Raw genomic sequence first — 16,603 nt, 5'->3', positions numbered from 1 at the left:
CGCCGACGACGAGGCGGAGACGCCCCGCGCGGACGCCGACACCTCCGACGACGAGCCGGTAGTGGTGGTGCCGGCGGCCGACGAGTCCGAGGCCGCCGAGGTCGTGACCGAGGACGACGTCGAGGACGCCGCCGAGGAACTGGCCGACGAGACCGCCGAGACCGCTCCGCTGACCACCGCCGAGGCGCCTGCCGCGGCCGACGAGGTGGTCTTCTCCAGCGGTGACGACGAGTCCGGTGACGACGAGTCCGAGGACGACGCCGACGTGGACGCGCTGGCCGCGGCCGCCGCCGCGACGGACGACGACGAGGACGACGCAGCGGCCGAGGAGGCGGAGCCCGAGGAACCGGGCGACCCGCTCGAGGAGCTGCGCAGCCGGCTGCGGTCGCAGATCGGCGACTGGTACGTCGTCCACACGTACTCAGGGATGGAGAACCGGGTCAAGGGCAACCTGGAGAACCGGATCAACTCCCTGAACATGGAGGACTACATCTTCGAGATCATCGTGCCGACCGAAGAGGTCGCCGAGATCAAGAACGGTCAGCGCCGGATGGTCAAGCGCACCGTGCTCCCCGGCTACGTGCTGGTCCGGATGGACCTGACCGACGAGTCCTGGTCGACCGTGCGGCACACGCCGTCGGTGACCGGCTTCGTCGGGAACAGCCAGAAGCCGGTCCCGCTCAGCCTCGAAGAGGTTGAGAAGATGCTCGCTCCGGCTGTCGTGGCGGCAGCCGAGGCGGCGGCAGCCGAAGCCGGTGCCGCACCCGCCAAGACCGCGGCGAAGAAGAAGGTCGAGGTCGCCGACTTCGGTGTGGGCGACTCGGTCATGGTGGTCGACGGGCCGTTCGCGACCCTGCACGCCACAGTCACGGAGATCAATGCCGAGGCCCAGCGGATCAAGGCCCTGGTGGAGATCTTCGGCCGGGAGACCCCGGTGGAACTCAGCTTCAACCAGATCCAGAAAGTCTAAGGACCCGACAGAATGCCTCCCAAGAAGAAGATCGCTGCCCTGGTCAAGGTGCAGCTCCAGGCCGGTGCAGCGACGCCGGCCCCGCCGGTCGGTACCGCGCTCGGCCCGCACGGCGTCAACATCATGGAGTTCTGCAAGGCGTACAACGCCCAGACGGAATCCATGCGTGGCAACGTGGTGCCGGTCGAGATCACCATCTACGAAGACCGTTCCTTCACCTTCATCACCAAGACGCCGCCGGCGCCGGAGATGATCAAGAAGGCCGCCGGTCTGCAGAAGGGCTCGGCCGTCCCGCAGCGCGACAAGGTCGGCAAGATCACCAAGGACCAGGTCCGCGAGATCGCCACCACCAAGATGCCGGACCTGAACGCCCGTGACATCGACGCGGCGATGAAGATCATCGAGGGTACGGCGCGCTCCATGGGCGTCACCGTCGACAAGTAGTAGTCCACCCGGCCCACACCGGGTCAGCAGGAGTGGAAGGGCGACGATCGCCCGATTCACCACAACCCGCGAACGACGAACACCGTTCGCACCAGGAGACAAGCAATGGCACAGCGTAGTAAGGCTTACCGCGCAGTCGCGGAGAAGATCGACTTCGATCACCTGTACACCCCGCTCGAGGCGATCAAGTTCGCCAAGGAAGCGGCCGGCAGCAAGAAGTTCAACTCCACCGTGGACGTCGCGATGCGTCTCGGGGTCGACCCTCGTAAGGCCGACCAGATGGTGCGTGGCACCGTCAACCTTCCGCACGGTACCGGCAAGACGGCACGGGTCCTCGTCTTCGCCACCGGTGAGAAGGCCGAGGCCGCGAAGGCCGCCGGCGCCGACTTCGTCGGCGACGACGACCTGATCAAGAAGGTCACCGACGGCTGGCTCGACTTCGACGCCGTCGTCGCGACTCCTGACCTGATGGGCAAGGTCGGCCGCCTCGGTCGGGTCCTCGGCCCGCGTGGTCTGATGCCGAACCCGAAGACCGGCACGGTGACCCCGGACGTGGTCAAGGCCGTGAACGACATCAAGGGCGGCAAGATCGAGTTCCGGGTCGACCGGCACGCGAACCTGCACTTCATCATCGGCAAGGCGTCGTTCGACGAGGCCCAGCTGGTGGAGAACTACAGCGCCGCGCTCGAGGAGATCCTCCGGTTGAAGCCGGCCAGCTCGAAGGGCCGCTACATCAAGAAGACGGTCTTCTCGACCACGATGGGGCCGGGCGTCCAGGTTGACCCCAACCTGAGCCGCAACCTCACCGAGGACGCGGACGAGGCCTGAGCCTCCACCCCTCATCAACAGAAAGCCCCCGGGACTCCCGGGGGTTTTCTGCGTCTTGGGACTCCCCAGGTGGTCAGTGCGTGACGAGGTCCGGTGTCAGTGACGACGGTGTGGAGACGCCTACCAGCCGCAGGGTGTGGTCGAGTTCGGTGCCGAGGTCGGTCAGCAGCCGGGTGACGCCCTCGGACGAGCCGACAGCCAGGGACCAGAGGGCAGGACGGCCGACGAACACCGCGCGGGCGCCGAGGGTCAGTGCGGCGAGGACGTGCTCGCCGCGGCGGATGCCGCCGTCGACGTACACCTCGAGGTTGCTTCCGGCGACGGCTTCGGCGACCTCGGGCAGCGCCCGCGCTGTGGGGACCGAGCCGTCGAGCTGACGGCCGCCGTGGTTCGAGACGATGAGGCCGGCGGCGCCCGCGTCCGCGCAGCGTTTGGCGTCGTCGCCGCGGAGGACGCCCTTCACCACCACCGGTAGGCCGGTGCGTTCCGCGAGCCAGCCGATCACGTCGGGGTTCAGGTCGTCGGCCTTGTCGAGGTCGTCGTCGGTCCACTCGCCGTCGGGCAGGTTGGCCAGGAACTGTCCGGGTTGCGCGACGTCCCAGACCGTCTCGCCGTCGTCTTCCTTGCGCCCGACGACCGGGGTGTCGACGGTCAGCACGACCGCCCGCGCTCCGGCCTCGACGGCGGCGTCGAGCATCCGGACGGTGATCTCCCGGTTCCGCACGACGTAGATCTGTAGCCACCACGGAACGCCGGTCGCTCCTAGCTCGGCGAACGTCGTACCGGCGTTGCTGGACACACCGAGGATCGACTTCGCCGCGCGGACGCCGCGCGCCATCGCCAGTTCGCCGTCCGGGTCGGCCAGCCGCTGCATCGTCGACGGCGCGACCAGGATCGGCGCGTCCACGGGTGTGCCGAGCACCGTCGTACTCAGGTCGACGGTGGACACGTCGTTCAGCACGTGCGGACGGAACCGGTACGCCGACCAGGCCGAGGTCGCCTCGCCGACGCTGACCCCGCCGGCCGAGCCCTGCCGGAAGTAGCGGTGCACGGCCTCGGGCAGCTTCTCGGCGGCCGCGCCTTCCAGGGTGTCGATCCATCGCATGCGGCCCATCGTCGCACTCCGTGGTTCGGCTGCGGGCCGAATTTCGCGGCGGAAGCTGGTGGCCGGACGGTACAGTGGACGACATGACGCAGTACGGGCAGCGATTTCTGCGCCCCGGCCGGCACGACGGTGCCGACGGGGTGAGCTGCTGCTGCGCTCTCTCCTGAGGTGACCGCGGCCGACCGGGGTGGACCCCCGTCGAGACCGTCATTCTGGAGAGAAACTCATGTCTGTCCTCGCTGTTGAAGAACTGCACTCTGCCCTCGCGCTGCGCGATCTCACCGACCCGGCCCAGGGCCCGCACGCCGTCCAGCTCGTCGTCGACTCGATCCGTACGGCGCTCGGTGCCGCGTGGCCGTACACCGAGATCTGGACCCGTCGCGACCATCCCGTCGTACCGCTGGCCGACAACTACGACAACCTCGGCTACGCGTCGGACGCGGTGACCCGGGAGGCTCGGTACACGCGCTACGCGTCGGCTTCCGAGGTCCTTCGAAGTCACACGTCGGCGATGATTCCGCCCGCTCTTCGTGAGCTCGCCGGGTCGGAGTCGTCCGATGTGCTGATGATCTGCGCGGGCATCTGTTACCGCCGGGACTCGGTCGACTGGCAGCACACCGGTACGCCGCATCAGCTCGACCTGTGGCGGGTCAGCCGCAATGTGACGCTGGGCGAACCGGAGCTGGAGGACATGATCGCCCGTCTGGTCGACACCGTCCTGCCCGGCCAGACCTACCGCACCGTGCCGGCCGTCCACCCGTACACGATCCACGGCCGGCAGATCGATGTCCTGCTGGACGATCAGTGGATCGAGATCGGTGAATGCGGGGTCGCCGCGCCGCACGTCCTCCGCATGGCCGGCCTGGACGACAGCTGGACCGGCCTCGCGATGGGCCCGGGCCTGGACCGGCTGCTCATGCTCCGCAAGGGGATCCGGGACATCCGCCTGCTCCGCTCGACGGATCCTCGTGTGGCGGGCCAGATGCTGGATCTCGCGCCGTACAAGGCGGTCTCGTCGATGCCGCCGGTACGACGTGATCTGTCGGTTGTCGTCGACGAGTCGGCGGACGTATCGGCGGAGGTTCTCGGTGACAAGGTGCGCGCCGCGCTCGGCCCGGATGCCGATGCCGCGGAGTCGCTGGAGGTGCTGGGCGAAACGTCGTATGACGACTTGCCGACGGGTGCCCGTGAGCGTCTCCAGATGACTCCCGGTCAACGGAACCTCCTGGTCAGACTGGTCCTGCGGCCGGTTGACCGCACCCTCACCGACGCGGAGGCGAATGCCTTGCGCGACAAGGTCTACCGCGCGCTGCACGAGGGTCCTGTGCTCGAACTGATCGGCTAGACCCGGCGGAGCTCGCGCGCGGCGACCACGAAGGCGCACACGGCCAGCGGCAGCTCCAGGAGGAGCGCCTCGGTCACCGAGAGGGTGCGGTCGAACCCGGCCGCCGCCGTACTCATGTCGAACCAGGCGTCGGCCGTCAGCAGCGTCCCGGCGGCCATCGCGGTCAGAGCGGCGTACCTGTTGCGAGTGTGCAGCAGGTACGCCGTGAGTCCGGCGGCGATCGCGGTGCCGCAGTCGAGACCGATCCAGGTCAGCTTCCAGTGGCCCGCCTGGTAGGTGCTCGGCAGCGTGGCGGCGAGGATCAGGCACCAAGGAAGCAGCACGGCGGCGACACCGGCGGCGACCAGAGCGGCCAGACCTCCGGGTGAGCGACGCGCGCGAATCCTGCCGTCCAGCCGGCCCTCGGCGATGTAGTCCTCGAGCGCATCGGCCACGCGGTCGTCGATCGCGTCTCCGATTCTCCCGTCCAGGTTCCGGCCGATCTCGCCGGTGCGAGTGCTGCTGATCAGGGGCGTCGTCATGGTTTCGAGGATCCCGGCGGCAGCCGCCCGGCACAGTCCGGCCAGCCCACGAACAGGGGTGGGGATAACCCCCGGTCGGGTCCGTGGGCTGTCCTCATGCCGTCCGGCCACGGCGACGACGTAAGTTGTGACGGCAAGCAGGCGCTGACACGGGGAGGTGGTCCGGATGACGGTTGCTGCGAATCCGGTTCCCCGGGCGCCCTGGCGACTCTGGCGGTCGCCGTACTTGTGGTTGGCAACCATTCACATCCTGGGTGACGCGGTCGTGGTGCTGACCTCCGGACTGCTGGCGCTGGTCACGGTCCTGGTCGCCTTACTGGCTTGGCCGCTCGGGTACGTCGGGATCCCGCTGAGCGTCGGCGCGAACCGGTTCGTGTACCGGGTGGCCGGATGGGAGCGAGCGCGGGCACGGATCACTCGCGGGCAGGTCATCGCGCCGCTGATCCCGCCGCCGCCGGGCGGATCACGGGTCGCCGACGCGACGCTCGCGGTGACCGACCGGGGGATGTGGCAGCAGTTCCTGTACTACCTCCTGCTGTTGCCGCTGGCAATCGTTTGGCTGGTGCTGATCCTGGCCGCGTGGTCGGTGCCTCCGGTGCTGATCGCGTTGCCGCTGTACTACGACCGGTTCGCGGCCTCGCAGGCGCAGCTCGGGCCCTTCGTGATCGACTCGCCCAAGTCCGCTGCGATGGTGGCGATCGTCGCGGCCGTGTTCCTGATCGTGGTGTCGCCGTGGCTGATGCGGCTGGCGTCCGCCCTGGACGCGGAGCTCGCGCGGAGGTTGCTCGGCCGGTCGGAGAGCGGTGCCCTGGCGGAGCGCGTCACGCAACTGGTGACGAGCCGGCAGCAGGTGGTCGACTCCGTCGAGGCCGAGCGGCGGCGGATGGAGCGCGACCTGCACGACGGTGCCCAGCAGCGGCTCGTCTCGCTGGCGATGACGCTCGGCCGGGCCAAGAACCGCCTCGGGGACAAGGAGCCCGCGGTGCGCGCGTTGATCGAGGAGGCGCATTCGGAGGCGATGCAGGCGATCGTCGAGATCCGCGACCTGACCAGAGGACTGCATCCGCCGGTGCTGAGCGATCGCGGTCTGGACGCGGCTCTGTCGGCGGTGGCGGTCCGATCTCCGGTGCCGGTCCGCCTGCGGATCGGCGTACATCACCGGCCGTCGCTGACGATCGAATCGATCGCGTACTTCGTGGTGACGGAGGCGCTGGCCAACGTGGCCAAACATGCTGAGGCGGCGCACGTGGAGGTGTCGGTGGTGCGGGACGGCGACGTACTGCGGGTCGAGGTGCGGGACGACGGGCGAGGTGGCGCCGATCCCTCCAAGGGCACCGGGTTGCGCGGGCTGACCGACCGAGTGGCCGGCGTCGACGGACGACTCACGGTGAACAGCCCACCGGGCGGCGGGACCACGCTGATCGCGGAGGTGCCCTGTGCCTGAAAACACTGTGGTTGAGGACGCTGTGGTTGAGGAGACTGAGCGGATGCGGGTGGTGATCGCCGAGGACTCGGTGCTGTTGCGTGAGGGCATCGTGCGGCTGCTGGAGGAGCAGGACTGCGCGGTGGTCGCGGCAGTCGGGGACGGCGACGCGTTGCTGAAGGCGGTCGAGGCGCATCGGCCGGACGTGTGCGTGGTCGACGTACGGATGCCGCCGTCGTTCACCGATGAGGGACTGCGGGCGGCGCTGGTGATCCGCGAGCAGTACGCCGAGGTCGGCGTACTGGTGTTGTCGCAGTACGTCGAGGAGCGCTACGCGAGTGAACTGATCGGTGGGAACCCGGGCGGTGTCGGGTACCTGCTCAAGGACCGCGTGGCGGATGTCGATCAGTTCATCGACGGGCTGCGCCGGGTCGCGGGCGGTGGCGCGGCGCTGGATCCGGAAGTGATCTCGCAGCTGCTGGTGCGCTCGCGGAAGGTGGATCCGCTCGCGGTGCTGAGTCCGAGGGAACAGGACGTTCTCCGGGCGATGGCGGAAGGCAAGTCGAACGCCGGGATCGCCCAGGCACTCGTCGTCGGCGAAGGCGCCGTGGAGAAGCACATCAGCAACATCTTCCTGAAGCTCCGGCTGTCGCCGACCGACGGTGAGCACCGCCGGGTGCTGGCCGTGCTCAAGTACCTGGACACGTGATGACGACCGCGCAGCGGAGGATGCTGATCATCGGACTGGTGCCGGTGCTGGTGCTGGTGCTCACCGGCGCGGCGGTGACCGTGTCGTTGATCCGGGGGAAGCTTCCGTACGAATACTCGGCCTCCTTCACGCCCGGACCGCAAGGAGTGAAGGTGGTGTCGGGCGTCCCGTTGCAACTGCTGGCGAGCGCCGACGGACAGGTGCATGTGACAGTCGACGGGACGTACGCGGTCGCACAGCCTGCCGTAAAGGTGGCGACGGTTGGCGGAGTGCTGGACGTCGACACCACCTGTCCCGATGTGCACTGCGACGTAGAGCTGACGGTGGAGGTGCCGAGTGCGGCCGCCGTCCACGCGAAGGCCGACGGTACGTCGATGTCTGCGACCGGCGTCGCGTCGCCGCTGACCGTGGAAGCCACCGATGCTTCGGTCACCCTGACCCGCCTGCGGAGCCCGCGGGTTTCGGTGGACGCGGTGCACGGTTCGATCAACATGCTCTTCGACAGCGCGCCGGATCAGGTCACCGCCACGGCCAGCGACGGTTCTCTCACGGTCCAGCTCCCACGTACGGCGACGTACGCGATCGATGCGCTCGCGGCCCAAGGCTCCACCGAGGTCGACGTACCGAACGACCCCAGTTCCTCGAACCGCCTCTACCTACGGACCAGCTACGGCAGCATCACCGTTCAATAGCTGCGCAGAAGTTCTTGGCTTTGGTGGTGATGGACTCCCAGCTGGCGGCGGCTACGTCGGCGGGGGAGACGACGTCGGTGCCGGCACTGACGGCCAGGGCGCCGGCGGCCAGGAAGTCGTGGGCGTTGGTGGCGTTGACGCCGCCGGACGGGATCAGCGGGACGCCGGGGAACGGGCCGTTGAGGTCCTTGAAGTACTTCGGGCCCAGCTGGTGGGCGGGGAAGATCTTCACCGCGGCCGAGCCGAGGGCGAGCGCGGTCATGACCTCGGACGGCGTGAAGGCGCCGAGGACAACGGGGATGCCGGCGGTACGCGCGGCTTCGGCGATCGCGGCGGCCTCAGGGCCTTGGCCGGGCGTGACGAGGAACTGGGCGCCGGCGTTGATCGCCTGCGTGGCCTGGTCGCCGGTCTGGACGGTGCCGGCGCCGACGACCGCGCCGGTCTCGGCAGCGGTAGAGGCGGCGCGTTCCAGGTGCCTGGGGAGGTCCGGGGTGGTGTAGGTGAGCTCGACGACGTGGATGCCGCCGGCAACCAACGCGGCGCAGAGGTCGCGGGCGTCCGAGATCTCCGGGGCGCGGACGACAGTCAGAACCCGATCGGCTCGGAGCAGCTCCAGGGTGTTCACAACAAGTTCCTCTCAGCTCGAGGTACGGCGAATGGCGCGGCCGGGCAGGGCGGCCGTTCGGTGGGAGTCGTCGATGACGGGGGTGCCGTTGACGAAGACGTACGGGATGCCTGCGGCTTGCCGGCGGGGTTCGGGGAACGTGGCGGTGTCCTGAACCGTGGCGGGGTCGAAGAGGACCAGGTCGGCGGCGTACCCCTCGCGGACCAGCCCGCGGTCCGGGAGCCGGAGGCGGCGGGCGGGACGGCCGGTGAGGTGGTGGATGCAATCGGCGAGGTCGAGTACGCCGAGCTCGCGGACGTAGCGGGCGAGGTACCGCGGGAACGTGCCCCACGACCGCGGGTGCGGCTTGCCGCCGACCAGGATCCCGTCCGAGCCGCCCGTGTGCGACGGGTGCTGCATGATCGCGCGCACGTTCTCCTCGTGGCCGACGTGCTGCAGGATCGAGGTGGCGAGGTCGTCGGCCAGCAGGATCTCGAAGAAGACCTCCGTGGCCGGCCTGCCGGTCCGTGCCGCGAGGGCCGCGACCGTGTTGCCGACCGCGTCGGACAGGGCCGGGTTGCGGACGCCGCCGATCTCGATCGTGTCCCACTCCACCACGCAGCCGTGGCAGCCGTCGGACCCGACCTGCTCCAGTTCGTAGCTGATGCGCTCCCGCGCGGACGGATCGCGGAGCCGGCCGAGCAGCGCGTCCGGTCCGCCCTCGGCCGTCCAGCTCGGCAGGATCGCCGCGAGGGTGGTGGCGCCCGGCAGGTACGGATAGGTGTCGGTGGTGACATCCACCCCGGAGGCGAGGGCCTTGTCGATCATCTCGACCAGCTCGGAGCCTCGGCCCGCGTTCGGGGCGAAGTTCATCACCGCGTGGGTCAGGTGCAGCGCACACCCGGAGCGGCGTGCCACGTCGACCATCTCGGCGTACGCCTCGAGCGCGCCCTCGCCGTACGAGCGTTGGTGCGGCGCGTAGTACCCGCCGTACGACGCGACGACCTCGCACAGCTCGACCAGCTCGTCGGTGCCGGCGAACATGCCGGGCGTGTAGGTGAGCCCGCTGCTCATCCCGACCGCTCCGTCGCGCAGTCCGTCCGCGAGCAGCTGTTTCATCCGCGCGAGCTCGTCGCCGGTCGCCGGACGGTTGGAGGTGCCAACGACCATGAGGCGCAACGTGCCCTGCGGGACCAGGTACGCCGCGTTGCAGGCGATCCTCTGGTCGAGGCGGTCGAGGTACCCGGCGACCGTCGACCAGGAGAAGTCGAAGTCGTCCGGTTCCCCGTTCCAGCCGGCGATCTGGCGGCGTACGACGGCCCGCGTCGGATCGTCGATCGGGGCGAAGGACAGGCCGTCCTGCCCGAGGACCTCGAGTGTGACGCCCTGGCTGACCTTGGCGGTGTGGTCGGGGTTGACCAGGATCTGCAGGTCCGAGTGCGAGTGCATGTCGATGAACCCGGGGGACAGCACCAGTCCGTCCGCATCGATCGTCCGGTGCGCGGCCGGGAGGTCGTTGCCGATGGCCACGATCCGTCCGGCGTCGACCGCGACGTCGGCGTGGTACCCGGGTGCGCCCGAACCGTCGACGACCAGTGCCCCCGTGATCAGCAGATCGCTCATGTCAGAAGAACGTCCGGACCAGGTCGACGATGACGGGATCCACGGCGTCCGGGTCGTCGACGACCGGGATCAGGCCCCACTTGTCGAAGGCCGTGCAGGGGTGCGACAGGCCGACGCGCAGCTCGTCGCCGATCACCACGTCCTGGTCGTCGCCGAACTGCAGATAGCCGTGCTGGTCGTTGAGGTTCGTCACCTTCATCCCGGTGGCTGGAAGGATCGGCGAGCCGTCCGACCGCGGCCGGATCAGTTGCGGCTCGGGAAAGTCCTGGTCGAACGGGAAGTCGCGGCGTCCGCCGTCGAAGATCGCCAGGCCCGGCTCGGGCTGCGACGTGATCCGCATCCACCCGTGCATCGCCGGTACGAGCTGCTCGCCGTCCGTCCGCGGGTGCTCGCCGAGCGGTGACAGCCGACGGTAGAGCCCGTCGTCGTGGGCGATGTACGCGCCGGACCGCAGTACCACCCGGGCGCCTTCGCCGGCCTCCGAGGCGAGCACCTTCGCGACCTGCTCGAAGTACTGGCTCCCGCCCGCACTGACCACCGGTACGACGTCCTCGTCGTACAACGGCCGCAGCCGGTGGTGAACGGTCGCGAGCTCTCGCAGGTACGCGCGGACCTCCTCGAGGTTGGCCTCGTCGACGCCGTGCCCGATCGCGCCCTCGTACCCGGCCACGCCGATGAGACGCAGCGTCGACGCGTTGGCGATCGCGTCGCCGACGGCGAGCGCGGTCTCGAGATCCCGGGCGCCGGTCCGGCCGCCGATGCCGCCGACCTCGACCATCACGTCGAGCGGTCGCGCGTCCGCGCCGACGTACGCCGAGCGGGCCGCCTCCATGATCTCGACGGTGCGGACCGAGTCGGCCCACACCAGCACCTCGAACGACGGGTCGGCCGCGAGCTCGTCGGCGATCCAGCGCAGCTGCAGGGGCGAGATCACCGCGTTCGCGATCAGCACTCGCTGTACGCCGTACGCGCGGGCGACGCCGAGCTGGAACCCGTTGGCCAGCGTGATCGCCCAGGCGCCGGCGTCTAACTGCATCGCCCAGAGGGCAGGCGCCATCGTGGTCTTGCCGTGCGGCGCGAGCGCGACGCCGTGCCGGGTGCACCAGGTGGCGAGGGTGTCGACGTTGTGTCGCAGGCCGGGAGCCGACAGCGTCATCAGGGGAGTGGGCAGCTGGGACAGCCGAGGCCGGTCGGCCAGCACCTCCGCGACGGTGCGGCCCCAGAAGGCGGGCGGCAGGGCCTTGTCCTGCCAGCTCACCTGCTGATCGGCGAGAGCGGCGACGGTGTCGGCATCGTAAGCAGGCATCTGACCCCCTGGAGTTGGATTGCAAAATACGCAACGCTCATTGCGTATTCTGACTCGTCGGTTGTAGCATCGCGCCGGAAGTCGCGTCAACGCGCATGCCTATCCCATCACCCCGCCGCCAAGGAGTGCCGATGCCCGAACCGCTTCCTGAGACGGCGGCGATCTGCCTGGGTGAGGCGATGATCATGCTGGCGGGCGGGCCGGGACCTCTCGAAGACGTGGAGACGTTCCGGCGGTCGGTCGGCGGGGCGGAGTGCAACGTGGCCGGTGGGCTGGCGGCTCTCGGCGTACCGACCGGGTGGATCTCGCGGCTCGGGGACGACGGCTTCGGTCAGCACGTACTGCGGGATCTGCAGGCGCGTGGTGTCGACGTCGGCGGTGTCGAGCTGGACCCGGTCCGGCCGACCGCGCTCTATGTGAAGGAGTCGGAGGACGGGCGCTCCCGGATGCACTACTACCGGGCCGGCTCGGCGGCGGCTGCCATGGACCCGGGGTTCCTGGAACGGCCTGAGGTCAGCGAGCGACTCAAACAGGCCAAGCTGGTGCACACGACCGGAATCACTGCAGCGATCTCCACCACCAGTGCGGAAATGCTGGAGCGGCTGGCGACCGAGCCGCGTGAGTTCCTGCTCAGCGTGGATCTGAACTGGCGGCCTGCGCTCTGGCGGGACAGGGACCCTGAGCCCCTGTGGCGGTTGCTGAAAGCGGCCGACATCGTGCTGATCGGTGCTGACGAGGCGGAGGTCTTCGCCGGCACGGGGGACCCGGACGAGCTGTACGAGCGACTGGAGACACCAGTCCTGGTTGTGAAGGACGACGCGCACCGGGCGATGGTGCTGGAGCCAGGCGGTCGCACTGAGGTTCCGGCGCTCACGGTGGACGTAGTGGAGACGGTCGGGGCCGGTGACGCGTTTGCGGCGGGCTTCTTGGCCGCGACGCTGCAAGGTCTGCCGATGACGCAGCGGCTCCGGCTGGGGCACCTGAACGCTGCTGCAGTCCTGACGGCTCCAGAAGACCACGCGCCGCCGCCGGCGCGAGAGGTGCGCGAGCGCCTGCTGAGCTGCACCGACGAGGAGTGGGCGGCAACGAAGATCGGTGCAGCATGAGTCAGAGCCTCGGCAGGGCGTTGCAGATCCTCAAGAGCCTCGGCGAGGGGGAGAGGTCGCTCGACCAGCTCGCGACCGAGCTAGGCGTGCACAAGACGACAGTGCTGCGTCTGCTGCGCACCATGGAGGCAGAGCGGTTCGTACGGCGTGACTCGGCGCACCGCTACCGCCTGGGCTCGCGGCTGTTCGCGCTCGCGGACGTTGCGCGCGAGCAACACGTCGTACGGCAAGTTGCTGCACCGCATCTGCGTGAGCTGAACCAGAAGACCGGCCAGACGGTTCACCTGGCCGCCTGGGAGAACGGTGAGGTCATCTACGTCGACAAGCTCGACAGCGTGCGCTCGGTGCGTATGTACTCGCAGGTCGGCGTACCGGCGGCTCTGCACTGCACTGCGGTCGGCAAGGTGCTGCTGGCCGCGCAGCCGAAGCGGCAGCGGGAGGCGGTGCTGGCGACGCTGGACTACAAGGTGTTCACTCCCAACACCATCACCGACGCGGACCGGTTGCGGGACGAGCTGCAGGTGACGAAAGAGCGTGGCTGGGCTCAGGACAAGGCTGAGCACGAGTCGTTCATCAACTGCATCGGTGCGCCGCTGACCGACAGCACGGGGCGTGTTGTCGGGGCCGTGTCGTTGTCGGTGCCCGACGTACTGCTGAACTATGACCAGGTGCTCGAGCTGCTGCCCGAGTTGCTCGCCACCGCCAATGCGATCAGTGCCGACTACAACTGAGAGGTGTCAGACCTGATGTCCGACAAGACCGCAGTCTCCACCACCGACGCGCCACCGCCGATGCCGGTGTTCTCGCAGGGCGTCCGCAAGGGCAACATCCTGCAGGTGTCCGGCCAGGGCTCGGTCGACCCGGCCAGCGGCGACTTCGTGTTCACCGGTGACGTGAAGGGCCAGACCACGCGGGTCCTGCAGAACATCGAGGCGATCCTGAAGGCCGGTGGCGGGAGCATCGACGACGTGGTGATGCTGCGCGTCTACCTCACCCAGCGCGAGGACTTCGCCGCGATGAACGAGGCGTACGCCGAGTTCGTGTCGACCCGTACGCCGAGCGGCGTGCTGCCGTCGCGGACCACCGTCTTCACCGGCCTGCCGCTGCCGGACATGCTCGTCGAGATCGACGCACTCGCCGTCCTGAGCTAGTTCTCGACCGGTACCCGGATCAGTGGCTCGTCGTTGACGGTCCGCTGGTCCGGGCCGAGGTCCCACCAGAGCTCCTGGTGGGTGGTGAGGTACGGGTACCAGCCGTTGACGCCGGTGCCGTGGTGCAGGGAGTGCACCACCTCTGAGAGGTACGACGTGAGGTCCGGCCAGGCGGCGTCGAAGTCGCCGGTCCCGTCGTGAGCCGCGATGCCCAGTCGTCCGCGCGACGGGCCTGGGCGCAGGTCGATGACCTGAAGATCGCCGTCACCGTCCGCCCATGGGATCCAGGCCGGATGCCAGTAGGGCTCCGGTTCCGGCTGATGAACGGCGAAACCGTCGACGTCCGCGGCGAGGTCCATCCGCATCTGCCAGTTCTCGGCGATCTGAGCTGCGCTCGACGGCGGCGCCTCCGGTAAGAGGTTCGCCCAGGACGTCAGGCCGTTGTGGCACCTGAGCGACTCGATCAGCTCGGGCGGCAGTTCGACCACGCGCCGAGCCGTCTCCAGCTCCGCGTCGGTGGCCGGCGGTGCGAGTACGGCGTACGTCGTTGGAGCGTTCTGGGCGAGCCATTCGTCGAACCGGCTCCAGGCGGCGGTGATGCTCACCGGCTGGACACTACCTCGACAGCTTTCCCGTATCGCGGGATATGGTTTCACCATGCAGGAAGCGCGCGGTTCGGTGCAGTCGATCGACCGCGCTGTGGCGATCCTTCGCTGCTTCGACGCGCGGACGCCGGACCTCGGGATCAGCGACCTGGCGCGGGCGACCGGTCTGTCGACGAGCACCGTGCACCGGCTGCTGCTCGCCATGCAGGAGAACGGCCTCGTCCGGCAGACCGCCCACCGGCGGTACGCGATCGGCCCGCTGGTCGTGCAACTGGCGCACAGCGGCGGAATTCCGGCCGGCCTGCGCGACGCTGCCCTGCCGGTGCTGCGTGCACTCCGCGATGACACAGGGGAGACCGCGGCCGTGCACGAGTTGCTGCCGTCAGGGCAGCGCGTCGTCCTGGACCAGGTCGAGAGCCATCACCAGTTGCGCCGTACCTACACGGAGTTCGGTCTGCCGGTGGCGCTGCCACTCGGTGCACCGGGGAAGGTGTTGCTGGCGTTCCTGCCGTTCGAGAGGCAGCAGGAGGTCCTGAAGGGCCCGCTCGAACAGGTGCAGCCGGCAACCATCACCGACCCGGAGGTGCTCGCGGAGCAGTTCGCTGCGATCCGTCGGCGCGGGTACGCGATGTCGCGGACCGAGCGGACGCCAGGGATCTGCAGCGTCGCGGCGCCGGTGTTCGGCTACTCCGGTGAGGTTGCCGGTTGTCTGAGTGTCTCCGGCCCCGAGATGCGGATGCCGGTCGAGCGGATGGAGGAGTTCGGGATGAGGGTCGCCGAAGGTGCCTGGTCGGTGTCTGAGTTGCTGGGGGCCACCCCAGCTGCCCGGGACCGCAGTACGGCGCTGGCCGGCGGCCGGTGATGTCACAGGCCCGGAGCCTCTGGAAAATCGCACCTGCGGTCTATCTGCCCGCTCTGCTGTACGGAATCGGTCAGGGCGCTATCGCACCCGTAGTAGCGCTGTCGGCCACGCACCTGGGCGCCTCGGTCGCTGTAGCCGGTCTGGTTGTTGCTGCAGCCGGACTGGGCCAGGTGATCGGTGACATCCCAGCTGGTGCACTCACGAACCGCATTGGCGAGCGCAGCGCGATGCTGTCGGCCACCGTCCTCGTAGCGTTTGCATTGGCAGCCTGCCTGGTTGTTCCGACGGTCTGGGGTCTGGCCATCGCCATCGGCTGCACCGGACTGGCCGGTGCGGTCTGGGGCCTTGCCCGACAGGCCTACCTGAGTGAAGCCGTACCTATCGAGCTACGGGCCCGCGCGCTGTCCACACTGGGCGGCGTACAACGCATCGGCTCGTTCATCGGCCCGTTCCTCGGCGCAGGCGCGATGAAGTTCCTCGGTACGGACGGCGCGTACTGGGTGCACCTGGTGGCCGCCGTACTCGCCTGTGGGGTCCTGGTGAGCCTGCCGGACGTCGCCAACAGACGCGGTAGGGGACCGATCGCGGCACAGTCGACCTGGGGTGTCATCCGCGATCACTTCCCGGTACTGCGGACTCTCGGTGTCGGAGCGTTGCTCGTCGGGGCGGTGCGGGCGTCGCGACAGGTGGTGATCCCGCTGTGGGCGTTGCACATCGGACTGGACGCGCAGACGACCAGCATCATCTTCGGACTGTCCGGTGCGGTGGACATGTTGCTGTTCTATCCGGCCGGTTCGGTGATGGACCGGCTCGGTCGCAAGTGGGTCGCCGTACCGTCGATGATCGTGCTGGGGCTGGCGCATCTGCTGCTGCCGTTGACGCACACCACGGCCACACTCACCGCGGTCGCACTGCTGATGGGGATCGGGAACGGCCTGGGCGCCGGGGTCATCATGACCCTCGGCGCGGACGCCTCACCGCCGGTCGGACGGGCCCAGTTCCTCGGCGCGTTCCGTCTCTTCGCCGACACCGGCAACGGCGCCGGACCCCTCTTACTCGCAGGCGCGACTGCGCTGCTCGGACTGGCGCCGGCGATCGTGATCATGGCCGGGACCGGATGGGCGGCGGCAACGGCGATGCACCGCTGGATCCCGCCGCATCCGCGAGCAGAACAATCGGCCTGACCGCCGATTTGGTTGCCAAGCTAGACGTTGATACTGTTATCGAGCCGAAGACCGCTGGTTGCTGCCCTAGGTAGCTGAAAGTCCCACTCAGGTGGGCGGCCCGCGCAGGTGACTTGGATAGTGAC

The 16,603-nt window shown here is 69.0% G+C and carries 18 protein-coding genes; 12 read left to right on the top strand and 6 right to left on the bottom strand.

What is annotated here, in order from left to right:
- The first annotated feature begins 61 nt into the window (after nt 1–61).
- The 3 genes from nusG to rplA all read left to right on the top strand — a co-directional run bounded on the left by nusG (nt 62) and on the right by rplA (nt 2,242).
- Nucleotides 62–970, top strand: coding sequence for a transcription termination/antitermination protein NusG (nusG, locus tag E0H45_RS05810; protein WP_420323330.1), 909 nt, complete (start codon nt 62–64; stop codon nt 968–970).
- A gap of 12 nt (nt 971–982) precedes the next feature.
- The gene (rplK, locus tag E0H45_RS05805) at nt 983–1,414 is read left to right on the top strand and encodes a 50S ribosomal protein L11 (protein WP_131335213.1); all 432 of its coding nucleotides are present in this window, start codon (nt 983–985) and stop codon (nt 1,412–1,414) included.
- A 105-nt stretch (nt 1,415–1,519) separates the two neighbouring features.
- Nucleotides 1,520–2,242: a 50S ribosomal protein L1 gene (gene rplA, locus E0H45_RS05800; protein ID WP_131335212.1), complete on the top strand. Its 723-nt coding sequence runs from the start codon at nt 1,520–1,522 to the stop codon at nt 2,240–2,242.
- A gap of 73 nt (nt 2,243–2,315) precedes the next feature.
- Here rplA and E0H45_RS05795 read toward each other — a convergent pair whose 3' ends face one another.
- A complete protein-coding gene (locus E0H45_RS05795; RefSeq protein ID WP_131335211.1) occupies nt 2,316–3,347 on the bottom strand; it encodes an alpha-hydroxy acid oxidase in 1,032 nt (343 codons plus the stop codon).
- Between the two features lie 226 nt (nt 3,348–3,573).
- Between E0H45_RS05795 and srmL the strand changes: the two genes are divergently transcribed.
- Nucleotides 3,574–4,692 carry a PheS-related mystery ligase SrmL gene (srmL, locus tag E0H45_RS05790; RefSeq protein WP_131335210.1) on the top strand — a complete coding sequence of 373 codons (1,119 nt, stop codon included), beginning with the start codon at nt 3,574–3,576 and terminating at the stop codon, nt 4,690–4,692.
- Here the strand turns inward: srmL and E0H45_RS05785 are convergent.
- The gene (locus E0H45_RS05785; protein ID WP_131335209.1) at nt 4,689–5,213 is read right to left on the bottom strand and encodes a hypothetical protein; all 525 of its coding nucleotides are present in this window, start codon (nt 5,211–5,213) and stop codon (nt 4,689–4,691) included. The genes srmL and E0H45_RS05785 overlap by 4 nt on opposite strands.
- A gap of 166 nt (nt 5,214–5,379) precedes the next feature.
- Between E0H45_RS05785 and E0H45_RS05780 the strand changes: the two genes are divergently transcribed.
- From E0H45_RS05780 to E0H45_RS05770, 3 genes are read left to right on the top strand one after another with little or no spacing between them, the layout of a single operon-like run.
- A complete protein-coding gene (locus E0H45_RS05780) occupies nt 5,380–6,657 on the top strand; it encodes a sensor histidine kinase (protein ID WP_131335208.1) in 1,278 nt (425 codons plus the stop codon).
- 43 nt (nt 6,658–6,700) lie between these two features.
- A complete protein-coding gene (locus tag E0H45_RS05775; protein ID WP_131337657.1) occupies nt 6,701–7,345 on the top strand; it encodes a response regulator transcription factor in 645 nt (214 codons plus the stop codon).
- The gene (locus E0H45_RS05770; RefSeq protein ID WP_131335207.1) at nt 7,345–8,037 is read left to right on the top strand and encodes a DUF4097 family beta strand repeat-containing protein; all 693 of its coding nucleotides are present in this window, start codon (nt 7,345–7,347) and stop codon (nt 8,035–8,037) included. The genes E0H45_RS05775 and E0H45_RS05770 overlap by 1 nt, the downstream gene beginning before the upstream one ends.
- Here E0H45_RS05770 and E0H45_RS05765 read toward each other — a convergent pair.
- The 3 genes from E0H45_RS05765 to E0H45_RS05755 are packed head-to-tail and all read right to left on the bottom strand — an operon-like array spanning nt 8,024 to nt 11,570.
- Entirely contained in the window at nt 8,024–8,662 is a 639-nt protein-coding gene (locus tag E0H45_RS05765; protein ID WP_131335206.1) for a bifunctional 4-hydroxy-2-oxoglutarate aldolase/2-dehydro-3-deoxy-phosphogluconate aldolase, read from the bottom strand. The genes E0H45_RS05770 and E0H45_RS05765 overlap by 14 nt on opposite strands.
- Nucleotides 8,663–8,674: 12 nt before the next feature.
- Complete coding sequence (locus tag E0H45_RS05760) at nt 8,675–10,264, bottom strand: N-acyl-D-amino-acid deacylase family protein (RefSeq protein WP_131335205.1); 1,590 nt, start codon at nt 10,262–10,264, stop codon at nt 8,675–8,677.
- Between the two features lies 1 nt (nt 10,265).
- Nucleotides 10,266–11,570 (bottom strand): type III PLP-dependent enzyme domain-containing protein, encoded by a 1,305-nt coding sequence (locus E0H45_RS05755; protein ID WP_131335204.1) that lies wholly within the window; start codon nt 11,568–11,570, stop codon nt 10,266–10,268.
- Nucleotides 11,571–11,701: 131 nt separating this feature from the next.
- On the opposite strand from E0H45_RS05755, the gene E0H45_RS05750 reads away from it, so the two are divergent.
- The 3 genes from E0H45_RS05750 to E0H45_RS05740 are packed head-to-tail and all read left to right on the top strand — an operon-like array spanning nt 11,702 to nt 13,827.
- Nucleotides 11,702–12,676: a sugar kinase gene (locus E0H45_RS05750; RefSeq protein ID WP_131335203.1), complete on the top strand. Its 975-nt coding sequence runs from the start codon at nt 11,702–11,704 to the stop codon at nt 12,674–12,676.
- A complete protein-coding gene (locus tag E0H45_RS05745) occupies nt 12,673–13,407 on the top strand; it encodes an IclR family transcriptional regulator (protein ID WP_131335202.1) in 735 nt (244 codons plus the stop codon). Before E0H45_RS05750 ends, E0H45_RS05745 begins: the two co-directional genes overlap by 4 nt.
- Before the next feature lie 15 nt (nt 13,408–13,422).
- Complete coding sequence (locus E0H45_RS05740) at nt 13,423–13,827, top strand: RidA family protein (protein ID WP_130384668.1); 405 nt, start codon at nt 13,423–13,425, stop codon at nt 13,825–13,827.
- Here E0H45_RS05740 and E0H45_RS05735 read toward each other — a convergent pair.
- The gene (locus tag E0H45_RS05735) at nt 13,824–14,432 is read right to left on the bottom strand and encodes an SMI1/KNR4 family protein (protein WP_238154816.1); all 609 of its coding nucleotides are present in this window, start codon (nt 14,430–14,432) and stop codon (nt 13,824–13,826) included. The genes E0H45_RS05740 and E0H45_RS05735 overlap by 4 nt on opposite strands.
- 52 nt (nt 14,433–14,484) lie before the next feature.
- Here E0H45_RS05735 and E0H45_RS05730 point away from each other — a divergent pair, with 52 nt between their 5' ends.
- Both E0H45_RS05730 and E0H45_RS05725 read left to right on the top strand, forming a co-directional pair.
- Entirely contained in the window at nt 14,485–15,294 is an 810-nt protein-coding gene (locus tag E0H45_RS05730) for an IclR family transcriptional regulator (RefSeq protein ID WP_131335200.1), read from the top strand.
- Nucleotides 15,294–16,478, top strand: a complete 1,185-nt coding sequence (locus E0H45_RS05725) for an MFS transporter (protein WP_131335199.1) — start codon at nt 15,294–15,296, stop codon at nt 16,476–16,478. The genes E0H45_RS05730 and E0H45_RS05725 overlap by 1 nt, the downstream gene beginning before the upstream one ends.
- Nucleotides 16,479–16,603 lie beyond the last annotated feature (125 nt).

It is taken from the genome of Kribbella soli (assembly GCF_004331345.1).
GTDB lineage: Bacteria > Actinomycetota > Actinomycetes > Propionibacteriales > Kribbellaceae > Kribbella > Kribbella soli.
The sequence above is the reverse complement of the archived record's forward strand: the minus strand, read 5'-3'. Positions and strand labels throughout refer to the sequence as shown.

Bases quoted from the DNA above. Each gene is read 5' to 3' on its own strand.
- srmL (WP_131335210.1), top strand. From the start codon at position 3,574: ATGTCTGTCCTCGCTGTTGAAGAACTGCACTCTGCCCTCGCGCTGCGC.
- E0H45_RS05760 (WP_131335205.1), bottom strand. From the start codon at position 10,264: ATGAGCGATCTGCTGATCACGGGGGCACTGGTCGTCGACGGTTCGGGC.
- E0H45_RS05740 (WP_130384668.1), top strand. From the start codon at position 13,423: ATGTCCGACAAGACCGCAGTCTCCACCACCGACGCGCCACCGCCGATG.
- rplA (WP_131335212.1), top strand. From the start codon at position 1,520: ATGGCACAGCGTAGTAAGGCTTACCGCGCAGTCGCGGAGAAGATCGAC.
- E0H45_RS05795 (WP_131335211.1), bottom strand. From the start codon at position 3,347: ATGCGATGGATCGACACCCTGGAAGGCGCGGCCGCCGAGAAGCTGCCC.
- E0H45_RS05750 (WP_131335203.1), top strand. From the start codon at position 11,702: ATGCCCGAACCGCTTCCTGAGACGGCGGCGATCTGCCTGGGTGAGGCG.
- rplK (WP_131335213.1), top strand. From the start codon at position 983: ATGCCTCCCAAGAAGAAGATCGCTGCCCTGGTCAAGGTGCAGCTCCAG.
- E0H45_RS05755 (WP_131335204.1), bottom strand. From the start codon at position 11,570: ATGCCTGCTTACGATGCCGACACCGTCGCCGCTCTCGCCGATCAGCAG.
- E0H45_RS05745 (WP_131335202.1), top strand. From the start codon at position 12,673: ATGAGTCAGAGCCTCGGCAGGGCGTTGCAGATCCTCAAGAGCCTCGGC.
- E0H45_RS05730 (WP_131335200.1), top strand. From the start codon at position 14,485: ATGCAGGAAGCGCGCGGTTCGGTGCAGTCGATCGACCGCGCTGTGGCG.
- E0H45_RS05725 (WP_131335199.1), top strand. From the start codon at position 15,294: ATGTCACAGGCCCGGAGCCTCTGGAAAATCGCACCTGCGGTCTATCTG.
- E0H45_RS05770 (WP_131335207.1), top strand. From the start codon at position 7,345: ATGACGACCGCGCAGCGGAGGATGCTGATCATCGGACTGGTGCCGGTG.
- E0H45_RS05780 (WP_131335208.1), top strand. From the start codon at position 5,380: ATGACGGTTGCTGCGAATCCGGTTCCCCGGGCGCCCTGGCGACTCTGG.
- E0H45_RS05785 (WP_131335209.1), bottom strand. From the start codon at position 5,213: ATGACGACGCCCCTGATCAGCAGCACTCGCACCGGCGAGATCGGCCGG.
- E0H45_RS05775 (WP_131337657.1), top strand. From the start codon at position 6,701: ATGCGGGTGGTGATCGCCGAGGACTCGGTGCTGTTGCGTGAGGGCATC.